Origin of the sequence: Gordonia sp. X0973 (genome assembly GCF_013348785.1) — a bacterium.
Taxonomy (GTDB): Bacteria; Actinomycetota; Actinomycetes; order Mycobacteriales; family Mycobacteriaceae; genus Gordonia.
In genome coordinates this window covers 890,018-903,159 of the sequence record NZ_CP054691.1, presented here as the reverse complement: position 1 = coordinate 903,159, position 13,142 = coordinate 890,018, and the positions used below count along the sequence as shown (strand labels likewise).

The 13,142-nt window shown below is 70.0% G+C and carries 15 protein-coding genes; 4 read left to right on the top strand and 11 right to left on the bottom strand.

Annotated elements, in window-relative coordinates:
* Positions 1-22: 22 nt before the first annotated feature.
* From HUN08_RS04425 to HUN08_RS04395, 7 genes are read right to left on the bottom strand one after another with little or no spacing between them, the layout of a single operon-like run.
* Complete coding sequence (locus HUN08_RS04425) at positions 23-760, bottom strand: hypothetical protein (protein ID WP_165353455.1); 738 nt, start codon at positions 758-760, stop codon at positions 23-25.
* Positions 754-1,551 carry an ABC transporter ATP-binding protein gene (locus tag HUN08_RS04420; protein ID WP_301546884.1) on the bottom strand — a complete coding sequence of 266 codons (798 nt, stop codon included), beginning with the start codon at positions 1,549-1,551 and terminating at the stop codon, positions 754-756. Before HUN08_RS04420 ends, HUN08_RS04425 begins: the two co-directional genes overlap by 7 nt.
* Positions 1,541-2,419: a hypothetical protein gene (locus tag HUN08_RS04415; RefSeq protein ID WP_124248493.1), complete on the bottom strand. Its 879-nt coding sequence runs from the start codon at positions 2,417-2,419 to the stop codon at positions 1,541-1,543. The genes HUN08_RS04420 and HUN08_RS04415 overlap by 11 nt, the downstream gene beginning before the upstream one ends.
* Complete coding sequence (locus HUN08_RS04410; protein ID WP_124248494.1) at positions 2,416-3,234, bottom strand: hypothetical protein; 819 nt, start codon at positions 3,232-3,234, stop codon at positions 2,416-2,418. Before HUN08_RS04410 ends, HUN08_RS04415 begins: the two co-directional genes overlap by 4 nt.
* Positions 3,231-4,253 carry a hypothetical protein gene (locus tag HUN08_RS04405; protein ID WP_124248495.1) on the bottom strand — a complete coding sequence of 341 codons (1,023 nt, stop codon included), beginning with the start codon at positions 4,251-4,253 and terminating at the stop codon, positions 3,231-3,233. The genes HUN08_RS04410 and HUN08_RS04405 overlap by 4 nt, the downstream gene beginning before the upstream one ends.
* The gene (locus HUN08_RS04400; RefSeq protein WP_174900876.1) at positions 4,246-4,575 is read right to left on the bottom strand and encodes a hypothetical protein; all 330 of its coding nucleotides are present in this window, start codon (positions 4,573-4,575) and stop codon (positions 4,246-4,248) included. Before HUN08_RS04400 ends, HUN08_RS04405 begins: the two co-directional genes overlap by 8 nt.
* The gene (locus tag HUN08_RS04395; protein WP_174900875.1) at positions 4,572-5,360 is read right to left on the bottom strand and encodes a hypothetical protein; all 789 of its coding nucleotides are present in this window, start codon (positions 5,358-5,360) and stop codon (positions 4,572-4,574) included. The genes HUN08_RS04400 and HUN08_RS04395 overlap by 4 nt, the downstream gene beginning before the upstream one ends.
* Before the next feature lie 277 nt (positions 5,361-5,637).
* Here HUN08_RS04395 and HUN08_RS04390 point away from each other — a divergent pair, with 277 nt between their 5' ends.
* The 3 genes from HUN08_RS04390 to HUN08_RS04380 all read left to right on the top strand — a co-directional run bounded on the left by HUN08_RS04390 (position 5,638) and on the right by HUN08_RS04380 (position 8,067).
* Positions 5,638-6,285, top strand: coding sequence for a 50S ribosomal protein L25/general stress protein Ctc (locus tag HUN08_RS04390; RefSeq protein ID WP_124248917.1), 648 nt, complete (start codon positions 5,638-5,640; stop codon positions 6,283-6,285).
* Positions 6,286-6,319: 34 nt separating this feature from the next.
* Positions 6,320-6,886: an aminoacyl-tRNA hydrolase gene (pth, locus tag HUN08_RS04385; RefSeq protein ID WP_124248918.1), complete on the top strand. Its 567-nt coding sequence runs from the start codon at positions 6,320-6,322 to the stop codon at positions 6,884-6,886.
* Between the two features lie 110 nt (positions 6,887-6,996).
* Positions 6,997-8,067, top strand: a complete 1,071-nt coding sequence (locus HUN08_RS04380; protein ID WP_124248919.1) for a beta-ketoacyl-ACP synthase 3 — start codon at positions 6,997-6,999, stop codon at positions 8,065-8,067.
* Between the two features lie 11 nt (positions 8,068-8,078).
* Here the strand turns inward: HUN08_RS04380 and HUN08_RS04375 are convergent, their stop codons facing one another.
* The 4 genes from HUN08_RS04375 to HUN08_RS04360 form a co-directional block, all read right to left on the bottom strand.
* Positions 8,079-9,188, bottom strand: coding sequence for a zinc-binding dehydrogenase (locus HUN08_RS04375; RefSeq protein ID WP_124248920.1), 1,110 nt, complete (start codon positions 9,186-9,188; stop codon positions 8,079-8,081).
* A gap of 15 nt (positions 9,189-9,203) precedes the next feature.
* On the bottom strand, positions 9,204-9,746 hold the full coding sequence (locus tag HUN08_RS04370) for a nuclear transport factor 2 family protein (RefSeq protein ID WP_124248921.1): 543 nt from the start codon (positions 9,744-9,746) through the stop codon (positions 9,204-9,206).
* 8 nt (positions 9,747-9,754) lie between these two features.
* Positions 9,755-10,546, bottom strand: a complete 792-nt coding sequence (locus HUN08_RS04365; RefSeq protein ID WP_124248922.1) for an SDR family NAD(P)-dependent oxidoreductase — start codon at positions 10,544-10,546, stop codon at positions 9,755-9,757.
* Between the two features lie 147 nt (positions 10,547-10,693).
* Positions 10,694-11,362 (bottom strand): GntR family transcriptional regulator, encoded by a 669-nt coding sequence (locus HUN08_RS04360; protein ID WP_165353456.1) that lies wholly within the window; start codon positions 11,360-11,362, stop codon positions 10,694-10,696.
* Positions 11,363-11,558: 196 nt separating this feature from the next.
* Between HUN08_RS04360 and HUN08_RS04355 the strand changes: the two genes are divergently transcribed.
* On the top strand, positions 11,559-13,136 hold the full coding sequence (locus HUN08_RS04355) for a class I adenylate-forming enzyme family protein (RefSeq protein ID WP_165353457.1): 1,578 nt from the start codon (positions 11,559-11,561) through the stop codon (positions 13,134-13,136).
* The last annotated feature ends 6 nt before the right edge of the window (positions 13,137-13,142 follow it).

Genomic DNA, 13,142 nt, shown 5'->3' with positions numbered 1-13,142 from the left:
GGAGCAGCGGGTACTACGGGGATCAGTGGTCGGCCGTCGCGAACGCCCGCCAGCCGATCAGCACCACCACGGCGACGGTCACCGAGAAGACCGCCGCGCCGACCGACCATCCGACGGTCGACTGGTCCGCGCCGACGGCCTGCGCGATGACACCGGCGGGTCCGGAGCCGATCACCCATCGACGGGCGCCGCCCAGCGCGGGGCCGAGGGCCGGCGGGCCGAGTAGTGCGACGACCAGCGCGACCGCCGTCGTGAGCGCTCCCCGCAGGACGAACCCGGCCGCGGCGCCCACCGCCGCCACCCCGCCGACGACGAGGGCGCCGACCGGCAGCGCCCACAACGGCCCCACCGCCGGACCGGGCGCCGGGGTGGCCAGCAGCACGACCGCGATCGTCGCCGCCCAGGAGATGGCTGCGGCAACGGCGGCGAGCAGAGCGACCGCGCCGACCTTGGCCGTATAGAACGCGGCCCGGTGCGGTACGACCAGCAGACTCGACACGATCGCGCCGCTCTCGTACTCGACGGTCGTCGCATATGCCCCGCACAGCGCGAAGACGAGCACGGGGATCGCCGCGGTGGACATCGCCAGGTGCATCACCGTGGTCTGCCCCGACGACGCACCGTGATTGAGCACTATCAGCGTCGTCAGCGGCGCGGCTGCGATGCCGATGGCGTAGCCGAGTACGAGGGCCGGTGTGCTCACCAGCTTTCGCCACTCGACGACCCACGTCCGGGCCGCCGTCCTCGTCGCACTCACCATTCCCCCACCGTGGCGAGATACCGCGCCTCGAGGTCGTGCCGGTCCGCCGCCCACTCGTGGGCGGGCGCATCGACCGCGACCCCGCCGTCGACGAGCACGACGATCCGGTCGGCCAGCGCGGCCACCTCGGACAGCAGATGGGTCGACAGGAGCACGGTGCGGCCGCTGCGCGCGTAGCGCAGCAGCACCTCGCGCAGCCAGCGGATCGCCCCGGCGTCGAGCCCGTTGTGCGGCTCGTCGAGCACGAGGACGTCGGGTTCGCCGATCAACGCGGCGGCCAGGGCGAGGCGCTGGCGCATTCCGAGGGACATGCGCCCGATCCGGTCCGAACCGTGCTCGGACAGGCCGACCAGTCGCAACGCACGGTCGACAGCCCCCGGCGGTAGCCCGCTGGCGGTCGCGGTCAGCGCGAGCTGATCGGCGGCGCTGCGCACCGGCGAATAGGCGTCGACGTCGAGTACCGCACCGACCACCCGGGCGGGGAACGGGTGGTCGGCGAGTCGGGTGCCACCGATGCCGACGGCTCCGCCGGTCAGCCGCTCCAGCCCGACTATCGACCGCAGAACGGTGGTCTTCCCGGCGCCGTTGGGCCCGAGTAGGGCGGTGACCTGCCCCGGCCGGGCGCTGAAAGTCACGCCGTGTAAGACGGTGGACCCGGCCTTCACTTTGACGGCGGCTTCGACCGTCACCGCTCGGCCTGCGCGGGGTGCCCAGTCGGCGCGTTCGGGGTGCCCAGTCGGCGCGTTCGGGGTGCCCAGTCGGGGGACGGGGGCGACGACGTCAGCGGACACGTTCGGCCTTGCCGTCCGGCGAGAGCCGCACCCGCTCGCCCGGGTGCGCCAGCGAGGCAACGGTCAGCCGACCCCCCTTTGCGTCCCGGATGGCCTTGGCCTGCCAGGCGACGAAGCAAACGGCCGGACGCGTCGACGCCAGGCGCTGCAGGACCGGGGCGAGATCCCGGGCGATGTCGCCCTCGATCCGCAGCAGTTGCTGCCGGTAGGGACCGTAGTAGGGCAGGATCGCCTCCAACACCACCGCTTCGACCGCCTGCACCTGCTGGATCAGCGGGTTGATCCAGGGCAGGTTGGCGGTGATGACGGGCTCGATTTCGGCCAGCAGCGGGCCGGCGACGGACAGCACCGGCTGGTACACCGAGCCGAGCGCGAAGGCCTCGGACATGAACGGCCCGGCCATCGGCGCGAGGTTGATCATCGACGAGAGGCCGCCCTTTTGCTGCGGGAGCGGTTCGGGCCAGTCCGGGCATTTGGTGTCCGCATGCCAGTCCTGACCGGCGGCTCCGTCGAGTACCGGGGCCCCGGGCACGGTCCCGGGAACTCCGCCGGCCCCGGCCGGTGGTGTGGTCGGGGATCCCGGCGCACCCGGTGGCGGACCGCCGAGCGGCGCGGACCCCCCGGGGCTCGCGCCCAGCGGCGGACTGGCCAAGGTACCGCCGCCCCCGCCCGGCGGGAGGGATAGCGGCGGGGTCTTGAGCGGCCCGCCCGGCTTGACCGGCGCGCGGGTCACCGCCGCCACCGACGCCGAGGTGATGGAGTACCGGGCGTCGCTGTTGCTCGCCGAGTGCTGCAGGGCCGAGGCCGCCGCCGTCAACGTCACGGCCGCCGCCACCGCGCGCGTGGCGACCACCGCGCGGGAGCTCATCGGCTCCCCTGCCCGGGCTGCTCCGCCGCCGCCGACGGCTGGGCGGCGGTCGGCTCGAATACGCCTTCCAGGTGCCAGATCCCGGTGAACCCGTTGAACGGCCCGCCGTCGATGTGACTCGTCCAGGTCAGGACGAAGTGCCTGTTCCCGTCGATGGTCCCGGTCGCGCCGGTTCCGGTGACCTTGGCCTGGGGCGGGACGTCGAGCCATTTGTTGGCCACCCAGTCCCACGCCCGGCCCGCGGCCTGCTGACCGGGCGCGACCGCGCCGGTGCTGCTCACCGGTTTGGGAGCACCCTGGTTGAACTCCTGCCCATTCCACGACACCGCCCAGGCCGAGAGGTCCGCGGTCAGCTTCCCGTTGTGCGCGGAGACCTTGGGCGGTGCCACCGCCGTCCGCGTCTGCGGATCGGATTGGTTGGTGGAGACGCCGAACCGGACCGCGAAGAACTTGGTCGGCGCGATGACGGCGTCGGCGAAGGAGTCCCCGTTCGCCCCGAAGGACGGGCTCGGCTCGCTCTGGTAGGCACCGGTCCGCAGACCGCCGGAGGTCCCCGGTTGCAGGAGGGTCGCGCGCCCCTCGTCGGCCGAGGAGTTGTGGTTCGCCATGTACGGGCCGTCGGCGACGGTCCCGCCGGGTTGCAGCATCCGGAACCAGGTCCCGGTGAGTTCGGCACCGTGGGCGACCCCGGGCGAGAACCGGAACAGCCCGACGAGCTCGCCGTCGGATGCGCCGCCGCCCGAGGCGCAGGACGTCACGGCGCCCACGAGAATCGCCGCGACGACGGTCGCCGCCGATTTGATCAGGGTGGTCATTCGATGTCTTCCTTCCGATTCGGGCGCAGCCCGAGAATTGCGAGAACGATCGCCGCGCCGCCCGCCACCAGGCAGGCGGCGGGCAGCAGCCGCCACCCCGACACCCCGGGGATCGGCGAGATGTTCCCGAGCGAGACGAGGGCCCGATAGTTCGGGATGTTGTCGTTGATCTGGCCGACGAGGTCCGCCAGATCGCGCGATGCCGGCGGCCATTGCGCTCTGAGGCGGGCCAATTCGGCGCGGTCACCCGGCGAAACCGCCGTCCCCGGATACCCGGTGTCGATCTCGCCCACCGCGCCGACGACGGCGACGAAGTCCGTCTGCAGCGTGCGGACCTGGGATTCGTTCATGATCGGGGCGAATCTCGCGGTCAACTGTTGAGCCGGGCCGGCGATCCCGAGGACGCCGCTGGTCGCGACGAAACCGATGAGGCCCGCACCGGCGAGCGCGGCGACGGCGGCGCCGATGCGCGCTCCCCGGTCGTCGGCGCGCAACAGGGCGATCCCGCCGCCGCCGATCGCGATCCCGGCGGCGACGAGCAGCAGCGGCAGCCGGTCGAAGCCGCCCACCGAGGACAGCCGGTCGAAATCGCCGACCCCCTCCCGCACCGATCCGATCAGTGCGGTACCCCGCCGATCGATGCCCGCCGCCGAGGCGCGGTAGGCCTCGACGCCCGGGTATCGGCCGCTCGGTACCGGATACTTCGCGTCGATCCGGCCGACCGTCCCCGCGGCCTCCCGCAGGAAGCACAGATCCGCGTCGTAGCGCGCCAGACTGTCCTGGGTGATCAGCGGGGAGAACCGGTCGAGCATCTGCTGTCCGGCCGCAACTTTGGGGAACAGGCCCAAGCCGAACGGGGCGATCACCAGGATCCCGCCGAGGATGATCAGCGCCACGGCGGGCCACCGTCGCCGACCGCCCGCCCCCGCGCCCCGGATGCCCGCGACGACCGGGGCGTCCGGCAGGTCGAGTTTCCCGAGCCCGGTCGGCTCCGGCGGTCGGGTCAGCACCTCAGCCATGTGTGCCCGGCTCCCACCGATCGGCACTCGGCGCGACGTTCTGCCCCGGGTAGCCGCCGCCGTAGTCCTGGTCGGCGTAGTCCTGGCCCGCGTACTGCTGGTCGGCGTAGTCCGCGTCTGCATAGTCCTGCGTCGGCTGGGCATCCGCGTCCGGGTCGGACTTGCCCTTCCGGTGGAAGAGTCGGTCGGCATTGGTCAGGACCGCGGTGGCCAAGGCGACGATGCCGAGCAGCGTGGCGATGCCCGCGGTGCTCTGCCAGAAGCCCCGGTTGGCCGGCGCGACGGTGATGGAGTTGTTCACCACCGGCGGCGACGCGGTCACCGTGATCGGCGCGCCGGGCAGTGCCGCCCCCGGGGCGGCCGGGGCGCCGGGAGCCGCCTGCGCCCCCGGGGCGCCGCGCGTTCCGGGTCCGGCGGCGGCTCCGCGGCGGTGGCACCCACCACCAGCCGCCACAGCCCGGTGAAGTTGTTGAACGGCCCGCCGACGATCTGGCTGGTCCACTCGATGGCGTAGTCGCCGGTCTGGGGGTTGTACTGGCCGTGTACCGGCGCGGTCTTGCCCGGCAGTCCCCCTCCTGGCTTCGGCGCCCCCTGATTGAACACCTGCTTGTTCCAGGTGACGCCGAAGGCACTCAGGTCGCCGCTGATCGCACCGTTGTCCGAGTAGAGCGCCGGCACCCCGGCGGGCTGCCGCGTCTGCGGATCCACCTGGTTGGTCGCCGTCGCGAATCCGACCCCGTAGAACTTCACCGGCCGGGTGACGCTGCCCGACAGGGCGTTTCCGGCGGCGTCGAAGGCGGCCGCCGGTTGCGGCTGATAGCCGCCGCTGCGGAGTCCCCCGGACGTCCCCGGCGCGAGCGGCGTGATCGTCTTGTCCGAGCACTCGGAATCACCATTCGCGAGGAAGGGGCCCGCGGTGGTGCCGGCCGGCAGGATCATCCGGAAATAGGAACCGGTGACCGATCCACCGGCACACGATCCGGCGGCGATGCCGAACAGACCGTCAATGCGCGTCGGAGCCGCAGACGCGGGCGCCGGCCACACGGCACAGACCGCGACGGAACCTGCCGCGAGGACGACCGCGAAAGCGCGTTTGAGATCTACCATCAGCGAAAACACTCCTTGGTGCGGCCGACGGCGGGAACTGCCATCGACCGTTGTCGAATGGAGGCCAGTCTGGTGATCGCGCGGGTGGGCCGACAAGGTTAGATTCGCCAAGAAGCTAATCGACCGGCTACTGTGTGGGGGTTGTCACGGCGAGGGTGAAGCGGATTCACCGTTATCGGCGCGACTGAGTCGGTTCCCTGCGCGTCGTCGCAGAAGCTCCTCGGTGGTGCCCGTCGTGGCCCGCCCGAACCACCACCGTTCACCGAGGAGAACAATCATGGCCGCATCGTCGTCCGCACCGAAGCTCACCGCCAACCTGCGCGAGGAGAAGGGCAAGGGCGCCGCCCGCCGCATCCGTCGCGACGGCAACGTCCCCGCCGTCATCTACGGCCACGGCGAGGCCCCCCGCCACCTGACCGTGCCGGCCCGCGACTTCGCCGCGATCCTGCGCAACAACGGCACCAACGTCGTCATCGACCTCGACATCGACGGCAAGAGCCAGCTCGCCCTGACCAAGCAGATCGACGTCCACCCGATCAAGAGCTACATCGAGCACGCCGACTTCCTGATCGTCCGCCGCGGCGAGAAGGTCACCGTCGACGTCGTCATCGTCGTCGAGGGCGACGCCCAGAGCGGCACCGTCGTCACCCAGGACGCGAACACCCTGCAGGTCGAGGCCGACGCCCTGTCGATCCCCGAGCAGATCACCGTCTCGGTCGAGGGCGCGACTCCGGGCACCTCGATCCACGCCTCCGATCTGGAGTTGCCCGCCGGCACCACCCTGATCGCCGCGCCGGAAACCCTCATCGTCGCCGTCCACGAGGCCAAGGCCGCCGCCGAGCCCACCGATGACGAGGCTGCCGAGGGTGACGCCGCCGAGGGCGACGCCGCTGCCGAGGCACCCGCCGAGGAAGCCGGCGAGTAATTCCTCGTCCGATAACGCCGGTGGAGCGTCAGACATGAAACTCGTCGTGGGGCTGGGCAATCCCGGGCCCCGCTACGAGAAGACGCGCCACAACATCGGTTTCATGGTCGTCGACCGCCTCGCCTCCGACAACGGGGCGAGGTGGTCGACGCACAAGAAGTCCGGGGCCGAAACGGCGTCGATCACACTGGCCGGCGAACAAGTCCTACTGGCGAAGGCACGCACGTACATGAACGAGTGCGGACGAAACCTGGGACCGCTGGCGAAGTTCTATTCGGTGGCCCCCACCGATGTGATCGCGCTCCACGACGAGCTCGACATCGACTTCGGACTGGTCCGCCTCAAGGTCGGGGGCGGCGAGGGCGGTCACAACGGCCTGCGCTCGCTGACCTCGGTATTGGGCACCCGCGACTACGGCCGTGTCCGGTTGGGCATCGGCCGCCCGCCCGGTCGGCAGGACCCGGCCGATTTCGTACTCAAGCCGTTCGCCGCTCGCGACCGCGACACCGTCGAACTGCTGATCACCAACGGTGCCGATGCGACCGCGCTGTTCGTCGCAGACGGCCTGGAATCCGCGCAGAACACCGTTCACGCGTGGTAACCCGCCGCGGGCCCTTGGGCCCGCGGGTATACGGCCTTCGGGCCGCACAAAAGTAGACTGTTTCTGCCGCATCGGCGTGTCCGCGCGGCGTGACCATCGAGGAGTGCAACGTGGCAAATCTGGCAGCCAATCCCGGTCGGACGAATGTGGCGATGCTCGGCATCGGCGCCTGTCGCCCGAAACGGCTGGTCAGCAATGACGAGGTCTGCCAGGTCCTCGACTCCTCCGACGAGTGGATCTACGAGCGCAGCGGGGTGCGCAACCGCCGTTGGATCTCGGGCGACGAATCGGCCAGGACCCTGGCCGCCACCGCGGCGGAACGCGCCATCGCGAACTCCGGTGTGGCCAAGGAGAAGATCGGCGCCCTGATCCTCGCCACCGGCAGTTGGAAGACGAAGATCCCGCACGGCGGCCCCATCGTCGCCCACGACATCGGCCTCAACGGCATCCCCGCATTCGACGTGGCCGCGGGCTGCGGCGGCTTCGGCTACGCCCTGGGCATCGCCGCCGATACGGTGCGCGCCGGCACCGCGGAATACGTCCTGGTCATCGGTGTGGAGACGATGTCGGTCGTCATGGAGCCCACCGACCGCAACACCGCCTTCATCTTCGGTGACGGCGCGGGTGCCGTCGTCGTCGGGCCGAGCGACGAGAACGGGATCTCGCCGACGGTGTGGGGCTCCGACGGCGAGAACGCCGAGGCGATCTCGCAGAACTACGACATCCCCGAGTACATGGACCGGGCGCAGGAGTACCAGGACAAGGACCCGCAGACCGATCCGGTCGGTCGGATGGTCGTCACGATGGAGGGGCCGCGGGTGTTCCGCTGGGCCGCCATCACGCTCCCGAAGGCGCTGACCTCGACGATGGAGTTGGCCGGCGTCAGCACCGCCGACATCGAGGTGTTCATCCCCCACCAGGCGAATGCCCGGATCAGCGAGCTGATGAAGAAGAACCTCGGCTTCCCCGACGACCTGCCGATGGCGAACGACATCGAGAACACCGGCAACACCTCGGCCGCCTCGATCCCGCTGGCCATGGAGGAGATGCTCGCGACCGGGAAGGCGAAGGGCGGCCAGACCGCGTTGCTGCTGGGCTTCGGCGCCGGCCTGAGCTACGCGGGTGCCGTCGTGACGCTTCCCCCCGCGCCGAAGATCACCAGCTTCGACGACCTGGACTGAGCAGACCCCGCTCAGTCCGGCACGACCATGACGTGCACGGCCTCTTCGCCCGGCACGCGGCCGGCCAGGGTCTCGACGGCCAGCGGCACCTCGTCGAGTCCGAACGAGTGGGTGTGCATCTTCTCCAGCGGGTACTTGCGGGACTCGATGAGCCGCAGCGCGGGTTCGAACGCGCGGATGTCCTGCGACCACATGCCCTTGACGGTGAGTTCCTTCTTGGTGATCTTGTCCGGCACCAGGCTCACCTCGTGTCCGGAGCCCTTGACGCCCGCGAGGACGATGGTGCCACCCGGACGGACGAGTTCGACGGCGTCGACGATGGGCTGGGTCGCGACGGCGGAGACGTCGACGGCGATGTCGACTCCGCGCCCCTTGGTGAACTCGCGGACCGCTTCGACGGTGTCCTCCTCGTCGACGGCGATCGTGAGGTCGGCGCCGAATTCGCGGGCCAGCGCCAATTTGTGACGGTCCTTGGCGAGCCCGGTGACGATGATCTTCCCGGCACCGGCCTCGCGCGCCGCGACCACGCCGCACAGTCCGCGCTGGCCGCAGCCCATGATGAGGATGGTGTCGCCCAGGCTCAGGCCGGAATCCTGTGCGGCCCAGCGCACCCCGGCGGCCATCGGCTGGTAGATCGCGGCCAGCTCCAGCGGCAGATCGGGATCGAGTTTCATCGCGATGGTCCGCGGCGCCAGGTACATGTACTCCGAGTACCCGCCCCACAGGCTGGGCGCGCGATCGGTGGGCAGGTAGCCGTAGGCCTCGATCGCCGCGCCCGCCGTGCAGCGACGGTAGTTGCCCAGGAGGCAGGATTCACAGGTCCCGCAACCGAGCAGCGGCTCGATGGCGACCCGGTCGCCCTCGGTCACACCCCAGCGCTTGGCGGCGTCCTCGCCGATCGCGGCGATCCGCCCGAGCGGCTCGTGGCCCGGGATCAGCGGGTACTCGATGCCGATGGCACGAAACCCGCCGTCGTACTGCTCGACGTCGCTGCCACACATGCCACAGGCCTCGACGCGCAGAATCGCCTCGTCGGGACCGATCTCGGGGATCGCGAACTCTTGCATCTCGTAGGTGCGGTCGGCGACCTGCACGGCCGCGCGCGACGTCTTCGGGACCATCCGTGTCCTCCTCGATCAGCCGCGGGGCATCTCGTCGCGCAGGAGGCGCCCGCGCCCCTCGCCGGTGACGAAGTCGTCGGCACCGCGACCGCCCTCCAAGAAGCCGCCGGCCTTGACGCTGGACAGCGCCCAGGGCGCGAGGACCGTCGACCCGCTCCAATCGCGGATCATCTGCCGGTAGGCGAATTTCCACACCCCGCCGCGGCGCTCGACCCGGTCGACGTAGCGCCCGCAGAAGATGCTGGTCTCCTCGGCGCCGATCTGCTTCTGGAAGGACAGGACGATGGCCTCGGAGAACGCGACGTCGCCGTCGACTTCGACGAGGTGGTTGGTCACCATGTGCGTGACGGTCTCGGTGGTGTCCAACTTCGATTGGACGATCGCATCGGCGAACTCGTGGGCCGGCGCCGCGGAGCTGCCGTGGTTGTCGAAGGCGTCCTCCCAGAACGTCGACTTCACCAGCTCGGGTTCGCACCGGTCGATCCCGCGGCAGTACACGAGCAATAGGTCGGCGATCTCCTGCTTGTCGGAGAGTTCCCGCAATCGCTTCTCGTCCATGGCTTTCCTCACTTCTGCTTCGGGCGCGGCGACAGCTCGGCGCCCACGTATCCGGCGGTCCACCCGCCGTCGATGGGGATCACGATCCCGTTGACGAAGTCGGAGCCGGAGCCGGCCAGATAGAGGACGGGTCCGACGATCTCGTCGGGCTGACACCAACGCCGCATGGGCGTATTCGCGCGGATCGACGCGGTGGAGTCGTCGTCGGCGAAGTAGCCGGCGGTCATGGGCGTCTCCACCACGCCGGGCGCCACCGCGTTGCACCAGATGCCCTGCTCGCCGTATTCGACGGCGATCACCTTGGTCAGCATGATGACACCGGCCTTGGCCGCGCTGTAGGCGGCGCGGTCGCGGAAGGCGGCGAGGCCGGCCATCGACGCGACGTTGACGATCTTGCCGCGGCCCTGCTCGGCCATCAGCGGGATCGCCGCCTTCGACAGGACGAAGGGAGCAGTGAGGTCGATGTCGAGGGTGCGCCGCCACTCGTCGGGTTCGATGTCGAGCAGGGGTTTGACGCCACGTGCTCCGGCGTTGTTGACCAGGACGTCGAGGGCGCCGAATCGCTGCGCCACCCGCGCCGGCAGCGCGGTGGCCTGCTCGTCGTCGGTCAGATCGGCGGTGAAGGTCGCCACGCGGTCCTCCCCGCCGAGCTCCGTCGCTCGGCGTTCCAAGGCATCCGCATCGATGTCGGTCATCGCGACCTTCGCGCCGGCGGCTAGCGCCGAGCGGCAGATTTCACCGCCGATCGCTCCGGCCGCGCCGGTGACCAGCACCGATTTCCCGGTCAGATCAGTCGTCATCTCCACGGCCTCCTATCTGTCGCCACCCGAGCGGCCCATCCTTCGTCTGGCAGATACTGTATACGATCATTATTCAATCTGCGGCCGATTGCGCGAACACCGATGAGATCATCGAGACCACCCGAGCCAAGGCGGAGGCGCGTACGGCTAGGAGGCCTCGTCGCCGTCGGCCCAGAAACCGGAGCGCTCCAATGCCGCGATCGCCTCGGCGGCCCCGTTCTCGAAGTGCGCGTCCATCGCGGCCCTGGCCCGGTCGGGGTCGTGGGCGATCAGGGCGTCGAGTAGTGCCCGGTGCTCGTCATGCGCGTGGGCGTCGGGGTTGGAGTCGTAGAAGTCCAGCGGGATCGGGCTCCCCAGGGTGCGCAGGACGCTGTTCATCCGACGCGATCCGGCGGCCTGGTTGATGATCGCGTGAAAGGAGGCGGCGAGCCGGGCGCGCTCATCGTCGTCGTCGGTCGCCTGCAGTGCGTCCAGGGTGGTCTCGAGCTGGGCCAGCGTCGCGTCGGAGACGACGGCCGCGGCGCGTGCGGCCGCATGCCCGGAGATTCGGGCCAGCATCCAGTAGTGGTCCTCGATGTCCTGCCGCGAAAGACTGACGACGAAGGCCCCGCGCCGCGGGAACACCTCGACGAGCCCCTCGGCGACCAGCGCCGAGATCGCCTCCCGGACGGGAATCTTGCTCATCCCGATCTGCTCGGCAAGGGCCTCCTGCTCTATCCGGCTGCCGGCCGCGAGTTCCCGGGCGAAGATCCGGCGGCGGATCTCCTCGACCGCCACTTGCTTCAGACTCTGCGGCAATGCAACGGCGGGCTTCACAAGTTGCTCCTTCGCGACGGCGGGGACCACGCCCCTCGAGAGGCCCCGGGGGGATACCGCATACAGTAACCCCGAGGCCGGAGCTACCGTCGGCCACTCGCCGCCATCCACCCTTTGGGTCACCCCGGAATCATGTGGTGCACACCACTTCCGAGTGATAGTATACGATATACAAACCAGTCCGAGGAGGAAGTTCGTGCCCGAATACGACCCCGCGGCGGCACCGACGATCGCCAGCGTCTTCCGCCGCAACTACGTCGAATACGCCGATCGCCCCGCTGTCCGCCACGCCGATGGCAGCGTCACGACCTATGCCGAACTCGGCGATGCCGCACGACGCCTGGTCGGCGGCCTGCGCGCACGGGGGATCGAGAAGGGTGACCGCGTCGCCGTCGTCACGACGAACCGCGACGAGTGCTTCACCGTCGACCACGCCTTGGCGATCGGCGGCTTCGTCCGCGTCGCGCTGAGCTATCGCCTCCACGCCCACGAGCTGGCCGAGATCATCGACGACTGCGGCGCACGGGCGGTCATCGCCGACGGCGAACGACTCGACGCCCTCCTGCCCGTGCTGCGCGACTTCCCCGGCCCGATCATCGGCTTCGACACGAGCCACGACGAGAAGGTCGTCCCCTTCGCCGATCTCCTCGACGCACAGCCGGCGCCCGACATCGACATCTCCCCCGACGACCTCTCCTGGATGCCGTACACCTCCGGCACCAGCGGACGCCCCAAAGGGGTCATGCATACCCACCGCAGCCTGCTGGCGATCCTGCGCAACATGCTCGTCGAGACGCCGGGCGCCTCGTCGGCGGATGTGCTGGTCCACGTCGCACCGGTGACGCACCTGTCCGGGTACGCGATGATGGCCTACTTCCTGCGCGGGGCCAGCCACGTGGCGGTGGCATCATTCGACGCGGAGGAATACGTGTCGATCGTCGCGAAACACCGGGCCACGGTGTTGCCGCTGGTGCCGACGATGATCAACATGATCCTCCCGGTGCTGGAGAAGACCGACGCGGACCTGTCGAGTGTGCACACCGTCGTCTACGGCGGCTCCCCCATCGCGCCGGACCGCCTCGCGCGCGCCTTCCGCCTGTTGGGAGCCGTGTTCCTACAGTCCTACGGCCTCACCGAGATGCCGTTCAACACCTACCTGAGCAAGCAGGACCACGTCTTCGACCCCGACGGCGAGGTGCCCGACCGGCTGGCATCCGCCGGCCACGTCAGCCCCTTCGTCGAGTACCGCCTGACCGACGCGAACGACGAGCCGGTACCCGTCGGGGAACCCGGCGAAATCCAGGTGCGCGGCGACGCCGGGATGCTCGGCTACTGGAATCTGCCGGAGGAGACCGCCAAAACCGTCCTGCCGGGCGGCTGGATCGCCACCGGCGACGTCGGGCAGCTGCGCGACGGCTACCTCCACGTCGTGGACCGGAAGAAAGACATGATCGTGTCCGGCGGGTTCAACGTCTATCCGACCGAGGTGGAGAACGCCATCTACACGGTGTCGGGCGTCGCCGAGGTCGCGGTCGTCGGCATCCCGTCGGAGCAGTGGGGTGAAACCGTCCACGCCGTGGTGTCGGTGCGCCCGGGCGCCGAGGTCACCGCCGCGGAGGTCGAGCAGGCCTGCCTCGCCCACATCGCCGCCTACAAGCGGCCGCGCAGCATCGAATTCGTCGACGACCTGCCGAAGACCGGAACCGGCAAGATCCTCCGTCGCGAGGTCAAGGAGAAGTTCTGGGCCGGACGCGACCGCATGGTGAACGGATGAGCCGGG